Here is a 25,498-nt window from a genome sequence, read left to right on the forward strand (position 1 = left end):
CCGCTACCTGCTGCCGTTGATGCAAGCACGTGCCGGGCAGCGGCCCACCAAACCCAAGCCGGATGCGCGGGGGAAGGATGATCATCGCGCGGCCCAGTAGCACAGAGGGATGGGCCGCGCGGCGCCCTGCTTGAGCGTCGTAGGGTGGGCTTCAGCCCACCGTTAGCAGTACGTCCACATGGTGGGCTGAAGCCCACCCTACCAATGGATGAACCCCCGGACGGCCGGGGGCGATGAATGAATATAAGCGGGACGGCCCGCCTCCCCCAGAGGGACTGAAGATGTTCGACACACTCCTGATCGCCAACCGCGGCGCCATTGCCTGCCGCATCCTGCGTACGCTGCGTGCCTTGGACGTGAAAGGCGTTGCCGTCTACTCGGAGGCCGATGCCGCCAGCTTGCATATCCAACAGGCCAGTGAAGCCCATAGCCTCGGCGAAGGCGCTGCCTCGAACACCTATCTGGCGGTCGACAAGATCCTCGCCATTGCGCATCGAACCGGTGCGAAAGCGATCCACCCCGGCTATGGCTTCCTCTCCGAAAACGCCGCGTTCGCCGAAGCCTGCGAGGCGGCCGGTATCGCCTTCGTCGGGCCGACGCCAGAGCAGCTCCGGGTATTTGGCCTCAAGCACACCGCGCGCGCGCTGGCCAAGCAGCACGGTGTGCCGATGCTCGAAGGCACCGAGCTGCTCGACAGCCTCACCGATGCGTTAGGCGCAGCCGACCAGGTCGGCTATCCGGTCATGCTCAAGAGCACCGCTGGCGGCGGCGGCATCGGCATGCGGGTTTGCCGTGACGCAGCTGAACTGGCGGATGCCTTCGACGCAGTCAAACGGTTGGGGCAAAACAATTTCAGCGACGCCGGCGTGTTCATCGAGAAATACATCCAGCGCGCCCGCCATCTGGAAGTGCAGGTATTCGGTGATGGTGAGGGCGATGTGATCGCCCTCGGCGTGCGCGACTGCTCTGTGCAGCGGCGCAACCAGAAGGTGTTGGAGGAAACCCCGGCGCCGAACCTACCCGCAGGCATGGCCGATGCGCTGTGCGAGGCGGCGATCAAGCTGGCCAAGGCGGTTAGCTATCGCAGCGCCGGCACGGTCGAGTTCGTCTATGACAGCGAGGCCGAGCAGTTCTACTTCCTCGAAGTGAATACCCGTCTGCAGGTCGAGCATGGCGTCACCGAGCAGGTTTGGGGCGTCGATCTGGTGCGCTGGATGATCGAACTGGCGGCCGGTGATCTGCCGCCGCTGACCGAGCTGGCCAAGAGCTTGAAGCCCGAGGGCCACGCCATCCAGGCGCGGCTCTATGCAGAGGACCCGGGGCGCGATTTTCAGCCGAGCCCTGGCCTGCTGACCGCGGTCCAGTTTCCAGCTGCCGACGGCAAAGCACTGCGCATCGATACTTGGGTCGAAGCAGGTTGCGAAATTCCGCCCTACTTCGACCCGATGATCGCCAAGCTCATCACCTACGCGTCGACCCGTGAGGCAGCCAAGGCTGCGCTCGATCAGGCCTTAGCCGACAGCCTGCTGTATGGCGTCGAGACCAACCGCGACTACCTGTGCCAGATCCTCGCGTATGCCCCGTTTGCCGAAGGCAATCCCTGGACCCGCTGCCTGGACGGCCTGACTTACCAGGCGACCACTTTCGAGGTACTCACCGCTGGCACCCAGACCACCGTACAGGATCACCCCGGCCGGCTCGGTTACTGGGCTGTCGGCGTGCCTCCGTCCGGGCCGATGGACAGCCGTGCGCTGCGCCTGGGCAATGCGCTGCTGGGTAATCCGACCGATGCAGCGGGCCTGGAAATCACCATGAGCGGGCCGATCCTGCGCTTCAATACCGACGCGGTGGTCGCGGTAACTGGCGCCGACATTCCGGTGAAGCTCGACGACGTCGAGCAAGCAATGTGCACAGCGATTCTGGTCAAGGCTGGCAGCACGCTTGCGCTCGGCACCATCGCCGGCGCCGGTGCGCGCAGCTACCTGTGTGTACGCGGCGGGCTGCAGGTGCCCGATTACCTGGGCAGCAAGAGCACCTTTACCCTTGGCCAGTTCGGTGGCCATGCCGGACGCGCGTTACGCGCCGGTGATGTACTGCATATTCCTGAACTCGCCGACCGCAGCGCCGGCGCCAGCCTGCCTGTCGAGCTCTGCTCGCCGCTGCCATCGGTACGCGAGATCCGAGTGATTTACGGCCCGCACGGTGCGCCGGAATACTTCACGGAAGGCTATATCGAGCGATTCTTCGCCACCGACTGGGAAGTGCATTTCAACTCCAGCCGCACCGGCGTTCGTCTCATAGGCCCGAAGCCCGAGTGGGTGCGTGACAGCGGCGGCGAGGCCGGCCTTCACCCCTCGAACATCCACGACAACCCTTACGCCATCGGTGCCGTGGACTTCACCGGCGACATGCCGGTCATCCTCGGCCCGGACGGCCCGAGCCTCGGCGGCTTTGTCTGTCCAGTGACTATCATCGAGGCAGACCTCTGGCAGATCGGCCAGCTCAAGGCTGGCGACAAGGTGCGCTTCGTGTCGGTGGATGTGACTATGGCGCGTGAGTTGGCTAAGACCCAAAATCTTGAGTGCGCCAACCTTTGTAGGAGTGAGCTTGCTCGCGATCAGCCATGCGAAAGGATCGCCAGCAAGCTGGCTCCTACAACAGCACAAGCCCTCACCTCGCCCATCGTCCTCGATCTGGGGAACGACGACACCCGCCTGGTCGCCCGACTCTCCGGCGACACCCATTTGCTGTTGGAAATCGGCGCGCCCGAACTGGACCTTGTCCTGCGCTTCCGTGGCCACGCATTGATGCAGGCGCTGGAGGCGAAGAACCTCAACGGCGTGATCGACCTCACCCCCGGCATCCGTTCCCTGCAGGTCCATTACCAGCCGGAGACCCTGCCGCTTCAGAGCCTACTCGACACCGTCGCCGGCCTCTGGGACGCGGTGTGCTCGGCGCAAGATCTCCGAGTCCCGTCGCGCATCGTGCATCTGCCACTTTCCTGGGACGACCCGGCCTGTCAGCTGGCAATCGACAAGTACATGACCACGGTGCGCAAGGACGCTCCCTGGTGCCCGAGCAATTTGGAATTCATCCGTCGCATCAACGATCTGCCGAACCTCGACGAGGTGCATCGCACAGTGTTCGAAGCCAGTTATCTGGTGATGGGCCTGGGCGACGTCTATCTCGGCGCGCCAGTGGCAACCCCCCTGGACCCGCGGCATCGCTTGGTCACCACCAAATACAACCCAGCGCGCACCTGGACCGCGGAAAACTCGGTCGGCATCGGTGGCGCCTACATGTGCGTCTACGGCATGGAGGGCCCGGGCGGCTACCAGTTCGTTGGACGCACACTGCAGATGTGGAACCGCTACCGCGCGGTGGAGGCGTTCGGCGGTCAGCCCTGGCTGCTGCGCTTCTTCGACCAGATCCGCTTCTACCCGGTTTCCGCCGAGGAGCTTTTGAAGATCCGCCGCGATTTCCCGTTGGGCCGCTACCCGCTGACGATCGAAGAGACCGAGCTGCGCCTGTCCGACTATCAGGAATTTCTGGCTAAGGAAGCCGCGGGTATCGACGCCTTCCGCAGCCAGCAGCGCGCTGCTTTCGACGCCGAACGCCAACGCTGGATCGCGTCCGGCCAGTCGCACTTCGAGAGCGAGGAAGTCGCCGCTGAGCTCGGTGAAGACGCCCCGCTGGGCGCCGGCGAGCATGGCATCGAAAGCCACATTGCCGGGAATCTCTGGCAGGTATCCGTGACCGAGGGCGCTCGGGTAGAAGCCGGCGACGTGCTGGTGATCCTCGAGAGCATGAAGATGGAAATCCCGCTCACCGCACCTGTTTCCGGCGTGGTGAAGGACATCCGTGTACAGCCTGGCTCCCCCGTGCGTGCCGGTCAGCGGGTGGTGGTGATCGAGGGCGCGTAAGGCTCCCTGCCCAACAGATGACCGTAGGGTGGATCACGCCTCACCGATCCACCAACCAGCCCACCGGCCACCGGGCCATCTCAGACATTACGCGTGGAAAAGGCGTTGCCGTTTTCCACCCTACGAGGAATACGACATGACAACCGACTTTGACCTACGCCTCGACACACTGCGCGCGGCTTACTCCAATGCCAAGCTGTCACCGCGCACACTCATCGCTGCAGTGCACGACCAAGCTACCAACCTCCAGGCCGAATTCAACCTCTTCATTCATCTGCTAACGAAGGATGAACTCGAGCCCTACCTCGCAGCCCTGGACAGCAAATCCCCAGCCGAGCTGCCCCTCTACGGCATCCCCTTCGCCATCAAGGACAATATCGACCTGGCCGGCATCCCGACCACGGCAGCCTGCCCCGCCTTTGCCTATACACCGGACACCAGCGCGACCATCGTCGAACAACTGATCGCCTTCGGTGCCATCCCGCTGGGCAAGACCAACCTCGACCAGTTCGCCACCGGCCTCAACGGCACCCGTTCGCCCTACGGCGAGTGCCGCAACAGCGTGCATCCGAAGTATCCGTCGGGCGGCTCCAGCGCCGGTTCGTCCCTGGCCGTGGCACTCGGCCTGGCGAGCTTCGCATTGGGCACGGACACCGCCGGTTCCGGTCGGGTGCCGGCCGCGTTGAACAACCTGATCGGCCTCAAGGCGAGCAAGGGCTTGATCTCCACTGCGGGCGTAGTCCCGGCGTGCCGTACGCTGGATTGCGTCACCTTCTTCACCGCTACCGCGGCCGAAGCCAGCCAGCTGCTAGCCCTGACCGCCGAACTCGACCCACGCGACGAATACAGCCGCGCCAATCCGCTGTGGAACGACGGTTCGGCGTTTGGCCAAGTCAAATCCTTCCGTTTCGGCGTGCCCAAACAACCGGAATTTCTCGGCTGCCCGGAAAGCCCGGCGCTGTTCGCCGCTACCATTGAGCACCTGAAAGCTATCGGCGGCGAGCCAGTGGAGATCGATTTCGCGCCCTTCCTTGAAGCCGCGCGGCTGCTCTATGAAGGCCCCTGGGTTGCCGAACGCTACAGCGTTGCCGGCGCGTTGATCGAGCAACAGCCCGACGCCGTGCTGCCGGTGATCAAGGCGGTGCTGGAAAAGGCACCCGGCACCACTGCCGTGCAGCTGTTCCAGGCCGAGTACCGGCTGCAACAGCTCAAGGCCATCTGCGACCGGATCATGGCTACGGTGGATTGTGTACTGACCCCGGCCTACCCGCGCCCGGTCACGCTGGACGAACTGCACGCCGAGCCGGTCAAGCGCAATTCGGACCTGGGCTACTACACCAATTTCATGAACATGCTGGACTACGCCGCCGTGGCGGTGCCAGCGGGCGTGATGCAGAACGGCCTGCCCTGGGGCGTGACCTTGTTCGGGCGAGTATTCACCGATCAGTACCTACTGAGCCTGGCCGACATGCTGCAACGGCAACATCGCATCGCATTGATCGGTGGGCAGTCGATCACCTCGCCTGCCCCACAGAATGCGGCACGCAGCGACCGCGCCCGTGTCGTGGTCTGTGGCGCGCATCTGGATGGCTTGCCCCTGAACTGGCAGCTCAAACAGCGCGGCGGTCGACTGCTCGAAGCAACCCGCAGCGCAGCGCACTACAAACTGTACGCGTTGGCCGGCGGCCCACCGTTCCGCCCGGGCATGGTGCGTGTTGCCGATGAAGGCGTCGCCATTGAGGTGGAAATCTGGGAAGTCCCGAGCAGTGAACTGGGCTCCTTCCTCACCGGCATCCCGGCACCTCTCGGGCTGGGCAAGGTACAACTGGCCGACGGCAGCTGGGAAACCGGCTTCATCTGTGAAGCGTACGGTTTGCAGGGTGCCGTCGATATCAGCAAGTACGGTGGCTGGCGAGCCTATATGAAGAGCCGTAGCTGAGCGGGGTCGCCAAACGCTGTGTTTCGGTACGGGTAAGTCCTGCCGTAACGTCCGGAACATCGCCTCTAAGACGTCCTCCGATGCAAAGCGACGCCGAATAGTCGGCTCTATTTGCATCAGAGGAGGTTCCATGCGCATCACCCTTCCACGTCTCGGTTTTGGCGGCGCGCCGTTGGGCAACATGTTCGCCCCGCTCGACGAAACCACCGCCGACGCTACGCTCAAGGCTGCCTGGGATGCCGGCATCCGTTATTACGACACGTCACCGCACTATGGCGCCGGCCTGGCCGAGCAACGCTTCGGGCGCTTACTCAGCAAAAAGCCCCGCGATGAATTCGTCCTGAGTACCAAGGTTGGCCGCTTGCTGCAGCCAACCAGCAGGCCGGAAAACGCCCCGTCCTTTGTCGATGAGCTGCCGAACAAGCGCGTCGTCGACTACTCCGCTGACGGCGCACGACGCTCCATCGAGGACAGCCTGGAGCGTATGGGCGTGAATCGTATCGATGTCGCCTTCATCCATGACGTGTCCGAAGACCAGTGGGGCCCACAGTGGACCGAGTATTTCCAACAGGCCATGCAAGGCGCGGCGAAAGCGCTGACGCAGATGCGTGAGGAAGGCCTGATCCACGGTTGGGGGCTTGGCGTGAACCTCGTCGAACCCTGCCGCATGGCCCTTGAGCAATCCGACCCGGACGTGTTCCTGCTGGCCGGCCGCTATTCTCTACTCGACCACCGCGAAGCGCTGGATACGCTATTTCCCACATGCGTGGAGCGTGGCGTCGGGATCGTTGTCGGCGGGCCGTTCAACTCCGGTGTACTGGCCGGTGGCGAGCACTACGACTATGCGGCCGCGCCTGATGATATCCGCCAGAAGACCGGGCAGATCGAAGCGGTGTGTCAGGAGTTCGAAGTAGATATCCGGGCTGCAGCGCTGCAGTTCTGCCTCGCGCATCCCGCCGTCCTGTCAGCCATTCCGGGCACCAGCAACCCGAAGCGTCCTGCACAGTACGTGCAACAGTTCGAGGCCGACATACCGGCCGAGTTCTGGCGGGCGCTAAAGGACAAGCAGCTGCTGCCTGAAGACGTGCCGGTGCCAAAGGAACATTGACTTCTTGGCACGCGGTTAAGGTCGGGCTTGGTCGGCTATGTGATCCCTGCGTGGGTTCCGCGGCCGAACACGCTCGCCGATGCATTTTGACGCATCCCTATAGGGACTAATTCAGTCGTCCGACGTGATCGAGGGCGCATAGCCGTCGGGAGAAGATGCCGCCCCGGAAAAGACCACTGCACCCGTATATCGAAACTTATCCGACCCGCTCGGATGGCCTGGTCCAATGCCAACCGACAGCACCATCGCGGCGCACGCCTCACCATTTGAGCGCAGATTGCAAGCCGGCCCAGGCCTAGAAAATTTCTAATTAATGCCTTCATCTGATTGATACAAAAGCCGTATTTGTTTGAAAGACGAACTGGCACGCAACCTGCTCTACACAGAACAGAACGGGATGAGTCGCGGCAGCGCTCACATCGCTCGGCACACAGGAGCTACACAACAGGCGAACTAGGGTTCCGGCTCATGCAGATGAGCGCTGGTCCGAGAGTTCTCCGGTCCCAAGGATTGGGACTACACGGCGGGATAAAAGCCCGGGAGGACGCGATGTCATCCCGTGCCGGTTCTTCCACTGTGTAGGAGTTTCACCATGACAGGTCCGCTGTTTCCTTCGCTGCACAAGACCCTGCTCGGCGCCACCTTGGCCGTCGCGACCCTATTCGCGCCGCTGGTGGTTCAGGCGGCGGAAAAACTGAAGATCGGCACCGTGGTCTGGGCCGGTTACGGGCCGTTCTACGTGGCCGACAAGAAAGACCTGTTCAAACCTCACGGCCTGGACGTGGAGTTGCAGTTCTTCAACGACCCGGCCCTGATTCCCACCGCCATGCTCAGCCGCGCACTCGATGGCGGCATGCTGACCTATGACCAAGTCGTTGCCTCTGTCGCCAAAGGCCTCAAGCACCGCGTGGTGATGCCCATCGACTTCTCCAACGGTGGTGACGCCATCGTCGCCGATGCGTCGATCAACTCTGTGGCCGATTTCAAAGGCAAGAAAGTTGGCTACAACCCGCTCTCGCCGTCCGACTTCCTGCTCGCCTACGCGCTGCAACAGAACGGTATGACCGAGAAGGATATCCAGCCGGTCAACATGACGCCCGAAGGCATTCCCGGTGCCATGGCCTCAGGCAACCTGCCGGTCGGCGTGACCTACGAGCCCAACGTGTCGCAGATCCTCTCCATGAGCAGCGGCGACAAATTCAAGGTCGTGTATTCCTCCAAGGATGCGCCCGGCCTAATCACCGACGTGCTGGTGTTCGACGAAGCGGTGATCGCCAAGAAACCCGCCGCCATCAAGGCGATGATCCAGGGTTACCTCGACGGGCTCGCCTACATGCAGGCGCATCCCGAGGAGTCGGCAGACATCATTGGCGAGGTGCTGGGCGTCAGCGCCGAAGAAGCCACTGAACAGATGTCCGGTGCCTACAACATCCCGCTCGCGGAAATGAGCAAGAGCTTCGCGCCCAGTGACGACACCCATTCCTTCCATGGCAGCGGCGCGATCATTGCCAAGCTGCTGGTGGATAACGGCCAGATCCCCTCCGCCCCGGATTTCAGCGACACCTACGACGCGCAGTTCACCGAAGCACTCGCCAAGTAATGCGCGCCGGGGCGAGCCGCGCTCGCCCCGACAGGAGACCCGTATGAAAACCCGCAAGCCGCTTTTCCGTTATGCCGATGGTCGAGTGCCAAACAGCCTGGCCATGACCTATGCCCTGCTCGGCTACATCGCAGGGCTGGTGATGCTGTTCCCGGCCAATGGGTGGTTGAATGCGTTGGGTACGCTACTGCTTGGTCACGCAATGATCATTGCCGCCTACCTGATTCATGAGTTCGCTCACGGCACCATTTTCAGCGTGCCCAAGCACAATCAGTGGGCGGGCAATGCCTGCAGCTGGCTGGCCGGCAGCTGCTATGCCGACTTTCAGGACCTGCGTAAGAAACACATGCGTCACCACGTCGACCGTGCCGACGTGATCACCTTCGACAGCAAGGCCTTTCTCAAGGCCCGCCCCCAGTGGTTCCAGAAGCTGGTTGTAGCGCTGGAGTGGGCCTACGTGCCGGCAGTCGAATTGATCATGCACGGCTACGTGATCGTGTTGCCCTTCGTCACCCGCAACGAAAAGCACCGTGCGCGCCGCGGCAAGGTCGCCCAGATCATGCTTATCCGCGCGCTGCTGTTCGGGCTGCTTGGCTGGTTCTCGCTGAAAGCTCTGGTGCTGTATGCCGTGGCCTGGACGCTGATGGTCACTGTGCTGCGCTTCGCCGACGCCTACCAGCACACCTATGACGCCTTCGCTGTGCTCGAGGACGGCCAGGTGCCGGAAAACAAGCAACGCGACCGCGCCTACGAGCAACTCAATACCTTCAGCAATGTGGTGTCCGCACGCTGGCCATCGCTGAATCTGCTGCTGCTCAACTTCCCCTACCACAACGCCCATCACGAGAAACCGGTCGCGCCCTGGTATCGCCTGCCCGCGCTGCATGCCGAGCTGTACGGCAGCGCCTACAACCAGGTCATTCCGATGCGCGACCTGCTCGGCAGCTTCCACCGCTATCGCCTGCGTCGTGTGCTGGATGACGACTATGGCTCGGTCGGTGAAGGGCCGCAGAAGGCCGACGGATTCTACGGTGCAGTTGGCGTGTCTTTCCTCACGGCGGTGTGAAATGCATAAAGCGCTCGATTATCGCGGACGTTGCGTCGTCCTCACCGGTGCTGCTGGCGGTATAGGCCGGCAGCTGGCAAAGACCTACGCCGAGGCCGGCGCCACGCTGGAGCTGGTCGATCGCGACCCCGATGCACTGGCCGAACTGGCCGAAAGCCTGCAACCGGAGGGGCCGCTGCACGCCACCACGCTGGAACTCGGAGACTGGCACGCCGTGCAGCACTTCGCTGACGATCTGGCCTGCCGTAACCGCTCGGTCGAAGTGCTGGTCAACAATGCCGGTATCGAATACCAGACGCCCATTACCGACCCTGGCGCCAAGGCTGACGCCTGCTGGACGCATTTGCTCGACAACAATGTGTCGTCCATGCAGCGACTGACCCGCGCGCTGCTGCCTCGTCTTCGTGCCGGTGCCAGTGTGATCAACCAGGCCTCGATCTGGGGGCTGAAAGGCGTACCGGGCTTTTCCGCCTATGCGGCCAGCAAGCATGCGGTGATCGGCCTGACCCGCTCACTGGCCTGGGAATTGGGACCGCGGCGCATCCGCGTCAATGCCGTCTGCCCAGGCTGGATCGGCACCGATGCGGCGATGCGTTCGCTGCGCATCATGGCGGCAGAAAACGGCCGCAGCGAAGCCGAAGAGCTGGTCGCGGTACTGGCGGCCCAGGCGATTCCGGAGCTGCTGACCCCGGCGGACCTGTCCGGCACCTTCTTGTTTCTCGGCTCGCCGCTGGCGGCGGCGCTCACCGGGCAGGCGCTGTCGGTCAGCCATGGCGAGGTGATGCATTGATGAATCGCCAGCCACTGAAAGGCAAAGTGGCGCTGGTCACCGGCGCGGCAACCGGGATTGGTCGGGCCACCGTGCTGGGCCTGGCGCAAGTGGGCGCGAGCGTCTGGATCAACCACCTCGGCCAACTGGAATTGGCAGAGCAACTGTGCGCGGCGGTCGATGCGCTTGGCGGCCGAGCACGTTGCGTAGAAGCGGACGTCGCGTCAGCGGCGGCAGTGGCCGGGATGTTCGAGCAAATCCTCGCCGAAGGGCCGCTAGACCTGCTGGTGAACAACGCCGGCATCATTCTGGAACAACCCTTTCTCGACACCACAGAGCAGGACTGGGCACGGGTACTGGACGTCGATCTTCACGGGGTCTATCGATGCACACAGCAGGCGCTGCGGCATATGCAGCCGCGTGGTTGCGGCGCCATCGTCAATGTAGCTTCAGACCTCGGCTTTCTCGGCCGCAGCGACTACGCCGCCTACTGCACCGCCAAGGCCGGCGTGATCGGCCTGACCCGCTCGCTGGCGCGTGAATTCGCCGCCAGCGGCATACGGATAAATGCCGTCGCGCCAGGCCCCATCGCCACGGCGATGGTCTCAGCAGAAAACATGAGTGCCGAATGGATGGCCAAGGAACTGGACATTCCCATGGCCCGACTCGGCACGCCTGATGAAGTGGCGGCAGCCATCATTTTCCTGCTCTCGCCACAGGCCAGCTATTTCACCGGACAAATACTTGGGCCCAACGGCGGTTCCTGGATGGGCGCATGATGACCCTGTTGCCACAGGTCCTGCTGGTCACAGGCGCCGTCGCCTGGGGCCTCGGCTGGTTGCCCCTGCACCATTTCGCCAGCGTTGGCCTGGTCGGCATGCCGTTGGTGTTGCTGGTCTACGGACTGCTCAGCCTGATCGCCCTGCCGGTGGTCTGGCGCGAGCGTCATGCCTGGGCAGCGCAGCGCAATGGTCTGCTGGCTATCGCCATCTGCGGTGGCGGTGCGACCGCCGCGCTGGTCACGGCCCTGGCCACCGGCGACGTGGTGCGGGTGATGCTGTTGTTCTACCTGGCGCCGGTCTGGGGCGTGCTGGGTGGCTGGCTGTTGTTGGGCGAACGCCTGACAGCGCTACGAATCGGCGCGCTGTTGGTAGCCATGCTCGGCATCGCCCTGACCCTTGGCGTCAGCCGCGAGCTGATCCGTCCGCTGAGTGGCAACGACTGGCTCGCATTGGCGGCCGGCCTCGGTTTCAGTCTGAACAATCTCGCTACCCGCGCCGCCGACCGGGTGCCGCTGGCCAGCAAGACCTTGGCGCCTTTCGTCGGTAGCGCTCTGATTGCCGCCGTGCTCTGCCCATTGCTGGGCGATTACCCGCCGCCGCTGAGCCTTACGCTGAGCTGGCAGATCGGTTTGATGGCCCTCGGCTGGCTGTTGAGCATGGCCGCGGTGCAGTACGGCGTCAGCCATATCGAAGCCGGCCGTGCGGCAGTGCTGGTCGTCTTCGAGTTGGTGGCCGCGGTGCTCTCCTCCGCCTGGTTCGGTAGCCAGGCCATCACCACACATGAATGGCTAGGCGCGGCGCTTGTGACCTTTGCCGCACTGATCGCCAGCTGGCCGGAACGCCCGGCCCTGACCGTAATTCGGAGCCCTTCGCTATGAACAGCGTGCACATGGATCAACTCAGTTGGGTCGAATACGAACGCCGCGTGCGTGATGGCGCTGTGCTCTTCCTGCCCTGCGGTGCCACCGAACAGCACGGGCCGCATCTGCCGCTGGGCACCGACGCGCTGCTCGCCAGCGCCATCTGTGCCGATGTGGCGCAACGCGTCGACGGGCTGGTCGCACCCGCCCTGTCTTACGGCTACAAATCACAGCCCAAATGTGGCGGCGGTCAGCACTTTTGCGGGACCACCAGCCTGGATGGCGCCACGCTGAGCGCGCTGGTCCGCGACGCGGTGCGTGAATTTCACCGGCACGGCGTCAAGCGTCTGGTGTTGGTGGTCGGGCATTACGAGAACCAGTGGTTCGTCGGCGAAGGCATTCAACTGGCGCTGCGTGAACTGGGCCCGGATGCAGATATCGAGGTCATGCGCCTGGAGCATTGGGACTTCTGCCGTGAGCAGACCCTGGCTGACGTGTTCCCAGACGGCTTTCCAGGCTTTGCCCTTGAACACGCGGCCGTCATCGAAACCTCACTGATGCTGCATTACTACCCCAGCCTGGTAGCGCTGGAGCGCATCCCGGAGGAAGCCCCCGCAGACTTTCCACTGTACGACATGTATCCGCCCCGCACTGAATGGGTGCCACCTTCAGGCGTGCTGTCTTCGGCCAAGGGGTCGACAGCGGACAAGGGACAGCGCATGGCCGACGACATTGTCAGCGGTATCGCTGCGGCGGTCTGCCATGAGTTCGACCTGGGGAACCTGCAGTGAACCTCGCACTGGCGCATACCGCGCTGCTGGTGATCGACATGCAGCGCGACTTCTGCGCGCCGGGCGGCTATGCCGATCAGGCTGGGCTGGACATCGAGCGCCTGCGCGCGCCCATCGAACCTATCCGCCAGCTGCTGGTGGCGGCGCGACGATGCGGGTTGTTGGTCGTGCACACCCGCGAAGGCCATCGCGCCGACCTCAGCGACCTCCCCAATACCAAGCGCCGGCGTGCCGAGGCCAGCGGCGCGCCAATCGGCAGCCCCGGTCCGTTGGGCCGTCTTCTGGTGCGAGGCGAACCTGGCAACGCGCTGATCGAGGAGCTCATGCCCGAACCGGGCGAGCCGGTGATCGACAAGCCCGGCTATAGCGCCTTCGCTCATACCGACCTGCAACTGCTGCTGCAAAACCGCGGGATCGGTCAATTGATCCTGACTGGTGTAACCACCGAGGTCTGCGTTTCCTCAACGCTGCGCCAGGCAGTGGATCTCGGCTACTCCTGCCTCACGGTCGCTGACGCTTGCGGCTCTGCTTACCCGGCGCTGCATGCCGCAGCACTGTCGATGATCGGCGTCGAAGGCGGACTGTTCGGCGAAGTCATCACCAGCGATGCGCTAATCGCCTTGCTGGAGATGCCCGCATGACCGACGTGCTCAAGCTCTGGCCGCTGCTGACTGCCACCCATCGCTACGACAAATCGATTTCCACCCGCAACCGTGGCCACGGCACCCTGATCGAGGCGCCAATCCTGGCGTTCCTGATCGAGACCCGGCAGGGACGCATCCTCTTCGATGTCGGCTGCGACTACGCCAAGATCAACAACCCGGCACTCAAAGCGCGCTGGTTCGATCCGCTGGAGTTCCCGATGGGGCCACCGGACATGCATGACGACCAGCGTCTGCCGGCTCACCTGGCCCGGCACGGCCTGACGCCGGCCGACATCGACCTGGTGTTTCTCAGTCACTTGCATTTCGACCACGCCGGCGGGCTTTGCGAGCTGTGCGGCTGCGACGTGCATGTGCACGAGGCCGAGCTGGCGGCCGCTCTCGCCGAGGCCGACGATGCCTACTTCGCCGACGATTTCACCGGCCCCTTCGTTGACCAGAACCGCTGGAGTCTCCAGCGCGAGGAATACCAACTGGTGCCCGGCGTGCAGGCAATCAACACGCCCGGCCACACCGCTGGGCACATGTCTCTGCTGATCGAACTGCCGCACGGCAAGCCCGTCATCCTGACCGGAGACGCGGCGGACCTGGAAGAAAACCTCACCGATGAAATAGCGCCCGGTCTCTGCTGGCAGGACCGCGAAGACATGGCGCTGGACAGCATCCGCAAGCTCAAGGGATTGGCCGCCGATAGCGGGGCTGAGTTGTGGCCGAACCACGACATGGCCTTCTGGCGAACCCTCAAACGATTCCCGGAGTACCACGCATGAACAGCGTTCCCGAAACCTACCTGGGCGTATGGCGCCGTCGCCTGTTGACCACCACCGACGGATGCCGCGACGAAACCAGCGATGTTTACTGGCTGCAGACGGCCCATTTGCACGCCGACGTGCGCATCCCCCATCCCCCAACCACCGCTGCCTCGCTTACCACGTGCACGCATTCACAACAGCTGGCCCTGTGCGAACAGGCTGGCTTTGCCGGCTTGACCATGGTGGATGGCGACACTTGCCAATGGCATCGGCTGATCGACTACCAGCCGCCCAGCGGCTCACCCGACATCGGCCGCATGCGCTTCGAGGGACCCGATCGGTTGCTCGAAGATGGCCTGGACGGCCGCTATCACGAAGTCTGGCAGCGTGTGCCCGAATCAAGCGGCACCAACTGGGGACTGTGGCTGCGGTCAGCCGATGAACCTGAGCGCCAGGCCTGCCTGCTGGTTGCCGGGGATTACTTCATGTTCGTTGCCGACAGGCCTGCGCCGTTGGACCCCGAAGGTGGGCAACTACGCGACCAACTCGCCCGCGCCACTCCGGCAAAACGCCTCGAACTGCTCGCCTGTGAAATATCCTTCGGCCGCCAACGCAACGGCGCGACGCCCTGGATGATCAGCCACTCGACCTTGCCGGGGCGTGTCGGCGACAACCTGCTGCCGAGCTACTGGAATTTCAGCCAACCCGCCGGTATTCCCGAAGGGGACCTGGCCCGCATTGGCCAATTCCCACCTACGCTCGGCTGGGTCAGCGTGGCGAATCCGATTTCAGCTCTCGTTCAGGAGGTAGTCGCATGACGGCGCATTTGTCCCTTAGCGCGAACACGAACCTGGAGCCGCGCGTGGCGGTCGCAGCGCAGCCGGTCAGCGCAGAACCCGCGCCCGTTGCCAAAACGCGCCGCGCCCGCTGGTGGCGCATTCGTGGCGATCTGCCGAAAACCACGGTTTGGACACTGGCCGCAGCGGGCCTGATTTCACCGTTCATTCTCTGGTGGGCCTATACCGCGCTAGGGCTGGCCGACCCGATGTTCATGCCCAGCCCGGGCGCCGTGCTGGAGCGATTAGGCCGCTGGTGGTCGAGCGAGGGGCTGCTCACCGACATTGGCATCAGCGTCTGGCGGGTCATGGCCGGGTTCGGCGCCTCGGCTTTACTGGCGTTGCCGCTGGGGCTGTATATCGGCACCTATCGCCCGGTGCAGGCTTTTCTCGAACCTCTGACCGACTTCATCCGCTACATGCCGGCGGTGGCCTTCATACCGCTGGTGATGTTGTGGGTGGGCATCGACGAAGGCTCGAAGGTGCTGATCATTTTTATCGGCACCTTCTTCCAGATGGTGTTGATGGTCGCCGAAGACGTCCGCCGCGTGCCGATGACCCAGATCGAGGCCGCCCAGACCATGGGCGCCAATCGCAGCGAAGTCGTCAAGCTGGTGATCCTCCCGTCTGCGCGACCGGCAATCCTCGACACCCTGCGCATCACCTGCGGCTGGGCCTGGACCTACCTGGTCGTTGCCGAGCTGGTCGCCGCCAATTCGGGCCTCGGCTACGCCATTCTCAAGGCTCAGCGCTACATGCACACCGACAAGATCTTCGCCGGCATCCTGCTGATCGGGCTGATCGGCTTGCTCACCGACCAGGCCTTCCGCTGGCTTTCCCGCCGCGCCTTCCCGTGGAGGACACAAGCATGACCGACGCCAAGATTTGTATTCAGCAGGTAGGCAAAACCTTTATCAGCGACACGCGCGAGGTCGAGGCGCTGCAATCGGTCAGCCTGGATGTGCGCCCAAACGAATTCATCACCTTCGTCGGCGCCTCGGGCTGCGGCAAGTCCACCCTGCTGCGCATCATTGCCGGCCTGGAAACCCTGAGTTGCGGCGAAATCCTGCTCGATGGCAACCCCGTGGATGGCCCCGGCGTCGACCGCGCGATGGTCTTTCAGCACTACAGCCTCTACCCATGGCTTACGGTCATGAAAAACATCAAGTTCTGCCGCCAACTCAAAGTGATTTCTGACACCGTGCGTGGCGATGGCGACGTTGAAACTGCTAGTGGGCGAGCCGACGCCCTGCTCAGCCTGATGGGCCTGACGAACTTTGCCGATGCCTTTCCAAGCCAGCTGTCCGGCGGTATGCAGCAGCGCGTGGCCATCGCCCGCGCGTTGATGCCCAAGCCAGCGACATTGCTGATGGACGAACCCTTCGGCGCACTGGACGCCCAGACGCGTGAGGTGATGCACGACCTGATCCGTCACGTGCACAAGCTCGAGAAAACCACAATTCTGTTCGTCACCCACGATGTTGAAGAAGCCATCTACCTCGGCAGTCGTGTGGTGCTGATGGCGCCACGGCCAGGGCGAATCGATTCCATCTATGAGGTGCCGCTGCCAGCGCAGCGCAACCAAGACATGAAGCTGTCGCCCGAATTCACCGCCCTGAAACGCGAGATCCTGACGCGCATCAGGGAGACGTCAGGCATGCAGACCGATCTCGATCAATTGGCCAAACTCACGGCCATTGCCGGGTAATCTATCGACTGGCCGCGCGAACTCCCCGCCTGCGTGGCCCGTTTGACCTGATGCTTAACGCGTCATCCGACAATGGACGCCACTGACCAGGAGCGGTCATTCGGGACCGAGCGTAACCTCAAGCATCACGAAGGCTGTTACCCGCAGCAGGACCTATTGGCTCCGTGATCGGCGGAGTGATCCTGACCGTAATCTTCGCCGGCTATATCCTGTTTGCGTGGCTGGGTCATCGCATTGGATGCTCGCCTAATTGCGCCAAGCGCGGACACATGACGAATGTTGGCACCAAGAAACCGTGGATGATCGTCTATTGTGATAGTTCATGTAGGAGGTTTGATTCGCTGCCAGGCGGTATAGGGTCTAGCAGACAATTTGAGTGGAGCTTTGATATGTCTGAAGTCCAGCCAAAATCCGAAAAGCAGGAAGACGCTGAGGCCGCCGTCGACAATTTCCGAAAGGACCTTGGACCTTTTGTTGTTGCTGCGGAGACGACACGCATGGCAATGCTTTTTACCGACGCGAAGGCACCCGGCGACCCGATCGTTTACGCAAACGACAGCTTTCTAAAGCTGACTGGGTACGATCGGAACGAGGCATTGGGCCAGAGTTTCAATTCCTTACTGGAACAGCGCGTCGACCCTGAGGTCATCGAGAAGATCAAGTCCGAATTCGAGAAAAGTGAGAATCACGACAATAACCTGGATATCGACTATAACCGGAAGGACGGCAGTACGTTGTTCGTCTCGGTTTTCATAAGCCCAGTGCGGGACGAGAGCGGCCAGGTCATGCAGCATTTCGTTTCGTTTATCGATATAACCAAGCATAAAGAGGCGCAAGAAAAGTCAAAGATGTTTATCGATGAGCTTAATCATCGCGTAAAAAACACTTTAGCCACGGTGCAGGCGATAGTCTGGCAGTCGTTCAAAAAATCATCCGATACCCATATTGTTCGAGAGTCTATCGATTCGCGCCTCTTTGCTCTTTCTCGATCGCATGATCTCCTTACCCGTGAGCATTGGAACGGCGTGAGTTTTCGCGATTTAGTGAACGAGGTATTGGAGCCGTTTGGGGTCGCAGGCGATGGCGCGGCCCGCTTCGTCATCGCGGGTCGAAATGTCCGCATTTCACCGCAGACGGCGCTGGCGCTTGGTGTCGCGCTCAACGAACTCGCGACAAACGCCCTGAAGTACGGTGCCTTATCCAACGAAGCAGGATGCGTCCTGATCGAGTGGGCGGTCGCGCCCATGCCGGCGGGCAACAGGCTGATTATTCGTTGGCAGGAAAAGGACGGCCCAACTGTGGCTCCGCCGTCGCGCAAAGGGTTCGGTTCGCAGGTGATCGAGCGTGGGTTGTGTCATGAGCTGGCAGGGACCGTGCATCTCGACTTTCCGGAAGAAGGCGCGGTTTGCACGATCGATATTCCGGCACCCGATCGTGCCCATGTCGAGTAAGCCGCTTGCCGGTCGGCGCATCTTGGTCGTCGAAGACGAGTTGATGATTTTGATGCTCGTCGAGGACATGCTGGCCGAACTCGGGTGTACCTCCATCACGTCAGCCGCAACTGTTGAGCAAGCACTTGCTTTGATCGACGAGAAAGACTTCGACGCCGCGACATTGGACGTCAACCTACACGGGATCAAAAGCTTTCCCATCGCCGACGCGCTCATCGCGCGCTGCGTACCCTTCATGTTTGCAACCGGATTTGGCGCGGAGGGAGTACCGGCCCGATATAACGAGCAGACTGTCCTAAGAAAGCCGTTCCGCTACCAAGACGTATCAGACCAATTCCAGCGCCTCTTAAACTGCTAAACAGCAGCCCTTGGTCCGCGCCAACGATGAGGCGGTGCCTGCGATCTACTCAATGAAGCGCAGGAGCGTGATCTTTGGCAGCGCAAATAAAGCGGCCGGTGTCCGATAAACCAATACGTCCCCTTTTCCACTGAACGCCCAGACGCGTGAGGTGATGCACGACCTTATCCGTCACGTGCACAAGCTCGAGAAAACCACGATTCTGTTCGTCACCCACGATGTTGAAGAAGCCATCTGCCTCGGCAGCCGTGTGGTGCTGATGGCGCCAGGTCCAGGGCGAATCGATTCCATCTATGAGGTGCCGCTGCCAGCACAGCGCGACCAGGACATGAAACTTTCGCCCGAATTCACCGCGTTGAAACGCGAGATCCTGGACGCGCATCAGGGAGACGTCAGGCATGCAGACCGATCTCGATCAACTGGCCAAACTCACGGCCATTGCCGGCTAATCCATTGCCTTGCCGTGCGATCTCTCCACCTGCGCGGCCCGTTTGACCCGATGCTTAACGCGGCATCCGAGAATGGCCGCCATCGGCCAAAAGCGGCCACTAATTGCCATCAAACTCTTGGCAATTAACAGCAGGAAAAGCATTATGGAAACAACTGCTCACGCGCAGTCCCATCTTCGGCGGCATGGATGCCTTGCTTATTTCATACAAGCATTCATTCCTCCCACCTATGGCGACCTGCTGTGAAGCGCGGGCTTATGCCGCATTTGGCTATAACGGACTTATAGCGCGTTCGATATAACGTCGCAGCAGAAGGGAGTGAAAGATGCATAAGACACTGATCTGCAAGTGAAAACTCAATATTGTTAGCGGAATGTTAGGCTGCGTATTAGTCGAGCGTTCGGTCTAATCACTGTTATGCGCAAACACACTTAAACCAAACCATCAAATAGCTTAACAACAATGACAACCATCTCCCACATGAAAAAACTACTCTGCTCCATTTTAATTTTAAGCAGTCCTATTTGCTCAGCTGAAACAAATGCTTTCAGAATTGAGTGCACTGCAAATTTTCTAGGCAAGGAAACAAAGGTAGCCTTCGAGTACAACTTAAAATATCCAAAGACTTTCGGAGTCGGATACGGACCCCGATCGAAAAGCGAATCATTAGTAGCTTACGATTTGGTAGAAATTGAAAAGAAAAGGATTGAAGGCACAGACATTGAATACCTAGCCATTTATTACAATAACAAACCATATAACGAAGTCGACTATCCAAATCAAAAAACTATTACCCAGAACAAGCTAAGCTTCTTCCATGATTCAACCCTATCGCTTCATAGCGCAAAATTAAGCATCGACAAATCCAAGCTTGAATGGGCTGAAAACAACAGTGATGAATCATATAGAAACTGTATTAGCATTGGAGTCTGGTAGTATTTAAAAAATTTATCTCGCACAAAACCAATCAACGAACCGCTAAAATTCAAATAACAAGTGAACTTACTTTGGCGCCAAGAGCATAACAATCGGTTCAAATCGCTCGCTCCGCTCGCTGGGAAGGGCTAAAGCCCGCCCCTTAACCAAACGTTAAGTGTCATTGGAGTCGCAGTGCAAAACGTATATGCAGAAATTATTATTAGGGACGTTGATGACTTCTATCAGTACCTGAAAAAATCTAACTACTTTCGGAATAGCTTAACATTTCGAGGGCAAATGGACTGTGATTGGCCAATCGCATCTGGAATAGAGCGTAAGATGAGGCCTTATTTGAACGAAAGGCATATCATAGGTGATTACGAAGAAAATAAAATACTAGAAATCCAGCGTCGAGCCCATACATTAATCCGGAATAATATTCCTGCAAGCGATGATTATCTTGAGTGGCTCGCGTTGTTACAACATCATGGCGCTAGAACTAGATTAGTTGATTTTTCTCGATCTATCTTCGTCGCATGCTATTTCGCTACAAGGTACGATGCTAAATCTAATTGTGATGCTGCTGTTTGGGGTATTCATTTAGGAAAGTTAGAGCGTTTTAAAATGAGAAAAATATATTCCGCTCTAGAAATTCCTTCAGGAATCTCGGTTCATGAAAAAGATCGAATTATTGCGAAATACGCGATTACCAAAAGACCTGATTTTAAAGGAGTCTCAATTCTTTATCCCTTTAGACAGAACCAAAGGCTATTTGCCCAGCAAGGCGAGTTTTTGGCTCCTCTAAACATAAATAGATCCTTTATGGATAACCTGTCTGAAGTGTTTCTTGGTGATTGTGATACCGAAGTTAAAGATGGCTTTTGTGACTTTGAGGCCCCCTATAAGCGTGGCTATATTGACGAGTTTAGTAGTGATGAGCTTGTGAAATATATAGGGGTTGTGAAATTCATAATACCGGAAAAATTTCACAAAGGCCTACGCGTAGTTTTAGAACACATGAACATTCAGACGGAAAGCCTATTCCCAGATTTCGAGGGTGCAGTTCAAGCACTAAATCATGACTACTATGTGTAAGCACTTAACAAAGGCGTCAATTAGGACGCTCGCAAGCTCGCGCCTATTACGCCGGCGTTATGTGTCAAGGAGAGTTCAGTGGATGAGGTAGACAAAAAATATGGCGCTATTTTGGTCGATACATCAATCTTTGATAACCACGCACTGAAGCTTGAGAAAGGTTTATTGGGTAAGCTCGCGCAATTCAAAAAAAGCCCAATTGAATATATCTTCCCCGACGTAATAAAGAACGAAGTTAAAAGTCATCTAGAAAATAAAATAAAGATTTCTCGATCCGCACTAGAAAAAGCGCTGAACGATGCCGGAGACCATCTGTTTTTTGAAGGCAGCGAATTAAACGACGCAAAAAAAATCCTCATCGACAGTAAAGAAATTGAGGGGCTTGCCGAGAGCCGCGTTGAACAATTCATAGAATCTACAGGCGCACTCGTTCTTGAAACAGGAAATTTCGTGTCAGTCTCAGATCTGCTTATTAGTTATTTCTCTAACAAGCCACCATTTGCTGAGACCGGGAAAAAGAAAAATGAATTCCCTGATGCGATAGTCCTAATGGCCGTCGAAGCTTGGGCGGAGCAGAATGATATTGCAGTGCTTGCAGTCGCAAAGGATGGTGACTGGCAAAATTACTGTGAAAGCTCCGCTAGAATTGACTACCAAGAAGATTTTTCCCGAGGGCTAGAACACTTCAACAGAGAAAATGCTCCTTATGCGTTATTAGCGAATATTGAATCTGCATTAAATTCCGGAACAGCTGATCAATTTCTTTCGTCTATAGGCTCTTGCCTTCAGTCTGTCCTTGATGGGTTCACTCCAGATCAAGAAGCTGACTCTCATCTTTATTGGGAGCCTGAAGGTAGCCATGGATGGTTTAAAGATTTTGAGTTGCTAGGCCACGAATTTCGGATAATTGATAAAGACGATGATTGGGTAGTATTGGAAGCCCTTTCCAATATAACAGTCGAAGCCGAAGGCGAATTTTCACTGTCTATGTATGACTCCATTGATAGAGATCACGTGCATATGGGCGGTGTAACAGTAACAGTCACCGAAGAATTTGAGTCTGAAATATTGATTACGATATCGGGCAACCTAGATGGCCCGATTAAAGAGCTTGCCATAGATGAGGTCGAGGTTGTAAGTCCTATAAAAACAATTCATTTCGGAACCATTGAACCATATTACGATGATTACGAGTAAGCCACATAGCAACTGGTTCAAATCGCTCGCGCCGCTCGCTGGGACGGGCTAAAGCCCGCCCCTTAACCAAACGTTAGCCATTACGAGAATAATGTGACCACTGACGAACTAAGAGTCAATAACTTCATTGACTCACTGAAGCTTTCTCAAAGGATGTTTAACCTTGGGATGCTGATTTCTTTTTTGGCAATTTTTGTAGCTTTTAACCCCGAGGGAGTTGGGCAAGCAAAAATACCAATTATTGATATAAATATAGACTCGAGGGAACGCTTTGTTTCGATTTCGGCATTTTTCTTTTTAGTTACAGGCGTTTATATGAATTTTGCAGTCAAGCGCTGCTGTTCATTAATAACAAAAATTGAAAATCAAGAATTTGCAGATGCCGCGAAAAGCTATCCATCGATAGTTAATTCAAGCTTTCTTTACACAATAATCATGATTGGATCTCTTGCTGGGGTTTGGGCTGTCGCCATAACCGAGACTTACAACATAAAAGCACTTTATTCTGTAATATTGGCAAATATAGTTATTACACCATATATTCATGCTGCGCGAAGCAGTAAAAAAATAACACCCACACATGGCTAACAATGCGCTCACTGAGACCGGCTAAAGCCGGCCCTTTAGCTTAATCGTTATCCGAACAAAAGTGAGCCGCCCCTTGTTCCTCCGTCACCCCGTGAATGTCCGCTTTTGGCCGAAAGCAGACTTTCAGGACTTTGTAAGCCGGAAGCAACAGCGCTTACCAGCCACCTACCGAAGCCAGCCGTTCATACCGACCGGGGCGGTCGCTCCGGACGGGGGACTTTGTAGATCGCAGAATCAGCGCGTCTCACTTAAGGTTGGGCTATCGCAGGTAGCTTGAAGGTGTTGCGTCCGTTTCTTTTTGCCTCGTACATAGACTGATCAGCCACGTGCAACAGGGAATCCAAGTCAAGCCCATGGTAGGGATATATTGCGATCCCAATGCTAGTCGACAGGTTGAGGTGCAGCCCAGGCAGCACTAATTCGGCACGCATTGCTTCGATAATAGACTCCGCAATTCGCTGAACATCCTCGTCGCGACTGAGTTCGCCAAGAACAACTACGAATTCATCGCCTCCAGTGCGAATCACTGTGTCGATCTGCCTCACCGCCCCTGATATGCGTTGGGCTGCCGCCTTCAGCACCTCATCTCCAATCTGGTGACCATGTTGATCATTGATCTGCTTGAAATGGTCCAAGTCGAGCAGCATGACTCCCACGCGCTGATTGTTACGCATGGCTCTGTTTATCGCCATGTTCATTCGGTCGTGCATTAAGTTCCGGTTTGGTAACCCGGTCAGAGGGTCATGAAGTGCTAGGTGCCGAATCTGATCTTCAGTGCGTTTGCGTTCAGTGATGTCATAGGCCATGTAAACAAGGCCAGTGGCCTGACTGTCAGCGTTACGGATGACACTGACCTTTACGCAGATTGGAATTCGCTTTCCGCTCTGGTGCACATATGTCCATTCCGCCTCTTTGCCTTCATCCCGCAACGGTTCATTCAAAATGAGATCCGCCGGACTTTTAAGCTGACCCAGTTCCTCGCTCAGTTTCGCGCATCGCTCGGATAGCTCTATGGGATCATGAAGTTGCAAGATGCTCGTGCGCACTAGATCGCTCTCGGCGTAGCCGACAAGTTGTACACCGGCAGGGTTAACGGCTGTCACAATGCCCGCGAGGTCTGTAGACATGATCGCGAAAGGGGAATGTAAGATGATTGACTGACTTTGGAGGCTAGCTTGCAACGCTTGTCGCTGAGCGGCATGTAGATCAGTTAAGTCGGCAACTATGATGATGACGCTTCGTATGCCTGACCTTACAGATACTGTTGCGGAAAGGCTCAGTTCAACTACCTCGCCACCGCTATCTGGACGATAGATGTCAAAGCGTGCACTGGCTCGCTGGCCGCTCCGAAGATCTGCTAGCAATTTTTTCTGCATCTCATCGAAACTAAGCAGATGCATAAAGGGTTGATTTAATCTGGACAATCCGAGCCAACCAAACATGCGTTCAGCTGCTTCGTTGCAGGTCTGAATCGCCATCTCAGGATTACAGTCCGTAACGACAATACCCTCCGCTGCGCTTTCGACTATTGAGCGTGTTGCTGCTTCGGAATCTTTGAGCGCTATAGTCATATGATCAGCCAACGCTTGGGCACGAGCACGCATCGTCAAAGCTGACGACAACAAGGCGCTGAGTAGAATGCTGAGCACGATTCCGGCGCCTAGTATCGTAGGGGAGCGGCTTGCGGGCATAGCGACATCAAACGCAGGCAGGGTAACTAAGCGGAGCTTCCAAGTGCGCTGGCCTACTACAATCAGAATGTCCTCATCGAATGCGGGCTTGTAGGACGGGATATCCGAAAGCACGTCGATACGTCGCTCGTATAAAAGTGCACCCTGAGCAGCCGAGTCACCGTCGAACAGCTGTAGAGCCATGTTACCGACCCGATTTCCTAAAGCCGCGTGCATCAGGTCTGGCATTCGAAACGCAGAATAGACGAAGCCCTGAAGCGCCGCACGGCGGACTTCTACCGTCAGCGGAGCACTATCGTCTCGGTAGATTGGTTGAAACATGATAGTTCCGGGCTGTGGGTTCTCGCCTTCCTGAACAAGCCAAACTTTTCCGGATAACGCCGCGGCGCCGCCGTCACGCGCGGTTTCCATTGCGGCACGTCTAACCTCTTCAGAATACATATCGAAGCCGAAAGCCTTCAGATTCCTTCCCGAGAAGGGTTCCAGATACGCCACAGGCGTATGGAGATCCCTTACCCCAGACGGAATCACCGTGTAAGAGGGAAAGCCCTCCGCTCGAATGGCCTGTATATGCTGCTCCAAGTAATTTCCCGGAATCGCTGGCGTATAGCCAAGTCCTAACAACCCTGGATATCGATCCTGAAGCTGTAAGTGCTCCGCGAACTTTTTCCAGTCGCCTCGCTCGATTCCGCCGCGACTATAGAGATGGCTGCTCGCAGCCTGTAGCAAGCGCTCGTACTGCTTCATTGCTTCGCCAATGTCGCGGGCGGTGTCGGACACTATGCGATCGAATCTCAGGCGGGCTGCTTCGGCCTCTTTGGATCGGACGCTTTGATAAGAAGCGAATGTGATAGCAAGCCCAACCAGCAATGCAGCCAGAACAACGGCGATTCGGTGTCCATCAACCCAGCCAGCCATTGAGCGGAAAGCGCGTAACTTCATGATCCGACCCTAG

Annotated in this window: 19 protein-coding genes and 1 pseudogene; 19 read left to right on the forward strand and 1 reads right to left on the reverse strand. The window is 58.4% G+C overall.

Going from position 1 to position 25,498, the window contains the following annotated elements:
* Positions 1-281 precede the first annotated feature (281 nt).
* From uca to C1896_12250, 19 genes and pseudogenes are all read left to right on the forward strand, one after another.
* Positions 282-3,923 carry an urea carboxylase gene (uca, locus tag C1896_12160; GenBank protein ID AZZ45577.1) on the forward strand — a complete coding sequence of 1,214 codons (3,642 nt, stop codon included), beginning with the start codon at positions 282-284 and terminating at the stop codon, positions 3,921-3,923.
* A 136-nt stretch (positions 3,924-4,059) separates the two neighbouring features.
* Positions 4,060-5,862 (forward strand): allophanate hydrolase, encoded by a 1,803-nt coding sequence (atzF, locus tag C1896_12165; protein ID AZZ45578.1) that lies wholly within the window; start codon positions 4,060-4,062, stop codon positions 5,860-5,862.
* A gap of 130 nt (positions 5,863-5,992) precedes the next feature.
* Entirely contained in the window at positions 5,993-6,970 is a 978-nt protein-coding gene (locus tag C1896_12170; GenBank protein ID AZZ45579.1) for a D-threo-aldose 1-dehydrogenase, read from the forward strand.
* A 592-nt stretch (positions 6,971-7,562) separates the two neighbouring features.
* A complete protein-coding gene (locus C1896_12175) occupies positions 7,563-8,570 on the forward strand; it encodes a nitrate ABC transporter substrate-binding protein (GenBank protein AZZ45580.1) in 1,008 nt (335 codons plus the stop codon).
* 43 nt (positions 8,571-8,613) lie between these two features.
* A complete protein-coding gene (locus C1896_12180) occupies positions 8,614-9,636 on the forward strand; it encodes a fatty acid desaturase (GenBank protein AZZ45581.1) in 1,023 nt (340 codons plus the stop codon).
* A 1-nt stretch (position 9,637) separates the two neighbouring features.
* Positions 9,638-10,426, forward strand: a complete 789-nt coding sequence (locus tag C1896_12185) for an NAD(P)-dependent oxidoreductase (protein ID AZZ45582.1) — start codon at positions 9,638-9,640, stop codon at positions 10,424-10,426.
* The gene (locus C1896_12190) at positions 10,426-11,184 is read left to right on the forward strand and encodes a short-chain dehydrogenase (GenBank protein AZZ45583.1); all 759 of its coding nucleotides are present in this window, start codon (positions 10,426-10,428) and stop codon (positions 11,182-11,184) included. The genes C1896_12185 and C1896_12190 overlap by 1 nt, the downstream gene beginning before the upstream one ends.
* Positions 11,181-12,065 (forward strand): multidrug DMT transporter permease, encoded by an 885-nt coding sequence (locus C1896_12195; protein ID AZZ45584.1) that lies wholly within the window; start codon positions 11,181-11,183, stop codon positions 12,063-12,065. Before C1896_12190 ends, C1896_12195 begins: the two co-directional genes overlap by 4 nt.
* Positions 12,062-12,838, forward strand: a complete 777-nt coding sequence (locus C1896_12200) for a creatininase (protein AZZ45585.1) — start codon at positions 12,062-12,064, stop codon at positions 12,836-12,838. The genes C1896_12195 and C1896_12200 overlap by 4 nt, the downstream gene beginning before the upstream one ends.
* A gap of 38 nt (positions 12,839-12,876) precedes the next feature.
* Positions 12,877-13,479, forward strand: a complete 603-nt coding sequence (locus C1896_12205; protein AZZ47652.1) for a cysteine hydrolase — start codon at positions 12,877-12,879, stop codon at positions 13,477-13,479.
* Positions 13,476-14,270, forward strand: a complete 795-nt coding sequence (locus C1896_12210) for an MBL fold metallo-hydrolase (GenBank protein AZZ45586.1) — start codon at positions 13,476-13,478, stop codon at positions 14,268-14,270. Before C1896_12205 ends, C1896_12210 begins: the two co-directional genes overlap by 4 nt.
* Positions 14,267-15,070 (forward strand): hypothetical protein, encoded by an 804-nt coding sequence (locus C1896_12215; protein AZZ45587.1) that lies wholly within the window; start codon positions 14,267-14,269, stop codon positions 15,068-15,070. Before C1896_12210 ends, C1896_12215 begins: the two co-directional genes overlap by 4 nt.
* Positions 15,067-15,960 (forward strand): ABC transporter permease, encoded by an 894-nt coding sequence (locus tag C1896_12220; GenBank protein AZZ45588.1) that lies wholly within the window; start codon positions 15,067-15,069, stop codon positions 15,958-15,960. Before C1896_12215 ends, C1896_12220 begins: the two co-directional genes overlap by 4 nt.
* Positions 15,957-16,796 (forward strand): sulfonate ABC transporter ATP-binding protein, encoded by an 840-nt coding sequence (locus C1896_12225; GenBank protein ID AZZ45589.1) that lies wholly within the window; start codon positions 15,957-15,959, stop codon positions 16,794-16,796. Before C1896_12220 ends, C1896_12225 begins: the two co-directional genes overlap by 4 nt.
* Before the next feature lie 389 nt (positions 16,797-17,185).
* Complete coding sequence (locus tag C1896_12230) at positions 17,186-18,247, forward strand: histidine kinase (protein AZZ45590.1); 1,062 nt, start codon at positions 17,186-17,188, stop codon at positions 18,245-18,247.
* Positions 18,231-18,605 carry a hypothetical protein gene (locus C1896_12235; protein ID AZZ45591.1) on the forward strand — a complete coding sequence of 125 codons (375 nt, stop codon included), beginning with the start codon at positions 18,231-18,233 and terminating at the stop codon, positions 18,603-18,605. The genes C1896_12230 and C1896_12235 overlap by 17 nt, the downstream gene beginning before the upstream one ends.
* 28 nt (positions 18,606-18,633) lie before the next feature.
* Positions 18,634-19,054: pseudogene (locus C1896_12240) on the forward strand (hypothetical protein).
* Between the two features lie 1,110 nt (positions 19,055-20,164).
* The gene (locus C1896_12245; protein AZZ45592.1) at positions 20,165-21,067 is read left to right on the forward strand and encodes a hypothetical protein; all 903 of its coding nucleotides are present in this window, start codon (positions 20,165-20,167) and stop codon (positions 21,065-21,067) included.
* Between the two features lie 78 nt (positions 21,068-21,145).
* Positions 21,146-22,264, forward strand: coding sequence for a hypothetical protein (locus C1896_12250; GenBank protein ID AZZ45593.1), 1,119 nt, complete (start codon positions 21,146-21,148; stop codon positions 22,262-22,264).
* An 836-nt stretch (positions 22,265-23,100) separates the two neighbouring features.
* Here the strand turns inward: C1896_12250 and C1896_12255 are convergent.
* Positions 23,101-25,485, reverse strand: a complete 2,385-nt coding sequence (locus C1896_12255; protein ID AZZ45594.1) for a hypothetical protein — start codon at positions 25,483-25,485, stop codon at positions 23,101-23,103.
* Between the last annotated feature and the right edge of the window lie 13 nt (positions 25,486-25,498).

Source organism: Pseudomonadaceae bacterium SI-3 (assembly GCA_004010935.1).
Lineage (GTDB): Bacteria > Pseudomonadota > Gammaproteobacteria > Pseudomonadales > Pseudomonadaceae > Stutzerimonas.

Bases quoted from the DNA above. Each gene is read 5' to 3' on its own strand.
- C1896_12170 (AZZ45579.1), top strand. From the start codon at position 5,993: ATGCGCATCACCCTTCCACGTCTCGGTTTTGGCGGCGCGCCGTTGGGC.
- C1896_12190 (AZZ45583.1), top strand. From the start codon at position 10,426: ATGAATCGCCAGCCACTGAAAGGCAAAGTGGCGCTGGTCACCGGCGCG.
- C1896_12175 (AZZ45580.1), top strand. From the start codon at position 7,563: ATGACAGGTCCGCTGTTTCCTTCGCTGCACAAGACCCTGCTCGGCGCC.
- C1896_12180 (AZZ45581.1), top strand. From the start codon at position 8,614: ATGAAAACCCGCAAGCCGCTTTTCCGTTATGCCGATGGTCGAGTGCCA.
- C1896_12220 (AZZ45588.1), top strand. From the start codon at position 15,067: ATGACGGCGCATTTGTCCCTTAGCGCGAACACGAACCTGGAGCCGCGC.
- C1896_12210 (AZZ45586.1), top strand. From the start codon at position 13,476: ATGACCGACGTGCTCAAGCTCTGGCCGCTGCTGACTGCCACCCATCGC.
- atzF (AZZ45578.1), top strand. From the start codon at position 4,060: ATGACAACCGACTTTGACCTACGCCTCGACACACTGCGCGCGGCTTAC.
- C1896_12185 (AZZ45582.1), top strand. From the start codon at position 9,638: ATGCATAAAGCGCTCGATTATCGCGGACGTTGCGTCGTCCTCACCGGT.
- C1896_12255 (AZZ45594.1), bottom strand. From the start codon at position 25,485: ATGAAGTTACGCGCTTTCCGCTCAATGGCTGGCTGGGTTGATGGACAC.
- C1896_12230 (AZZ45590.1), top strand. From the start codon at position 17,186: ATGTCTGAAGTCCAGCCAAAATCCGAAAAGCAGGAAGACGCTGAGGCC.
- C1896_12195 (AZZ45584.1), top strand. From the start codon at position 11,181: ATGATGACCCTGTTGCCACAGGTCCTGCTGGTCACAGGCGCCGTCGCC.
- C1896_12205 (AZZ47652.1), top strand. From the start codon at position 12,877: ATGCAGCGCGACTTCTGCGCGCCGGGCGGCTATGCCGATCAGGCTGGG.
- C1896_12200 (AZZ45585.1), top strand. From the start codon at position 12,062: ATGAACAGCGTGCACATGGATCAACTCAGTTGGGTCGAATACGAACGC.
- uca (AZZ45577.1), top strand. From the start codon at position 282: ATGTTCGACACACTCCTGATCGCCAACCGCGGCGCCATTGCCTGCCGC.
- C1896_12225 (AZZ45589.1), top strand. From the start codon at position 15,957: ATGACCGACGCCAAGATTTGTATTCAGCAGGTAGGCAAAACCTTTATC.
- C1896_12215 (AZZ45587.1), top strand. From the start codon at position 14,267: ATGAACAGCGTTCCCGAAACCTACCTGGGCGTATGGCGCCGTCGCCTG.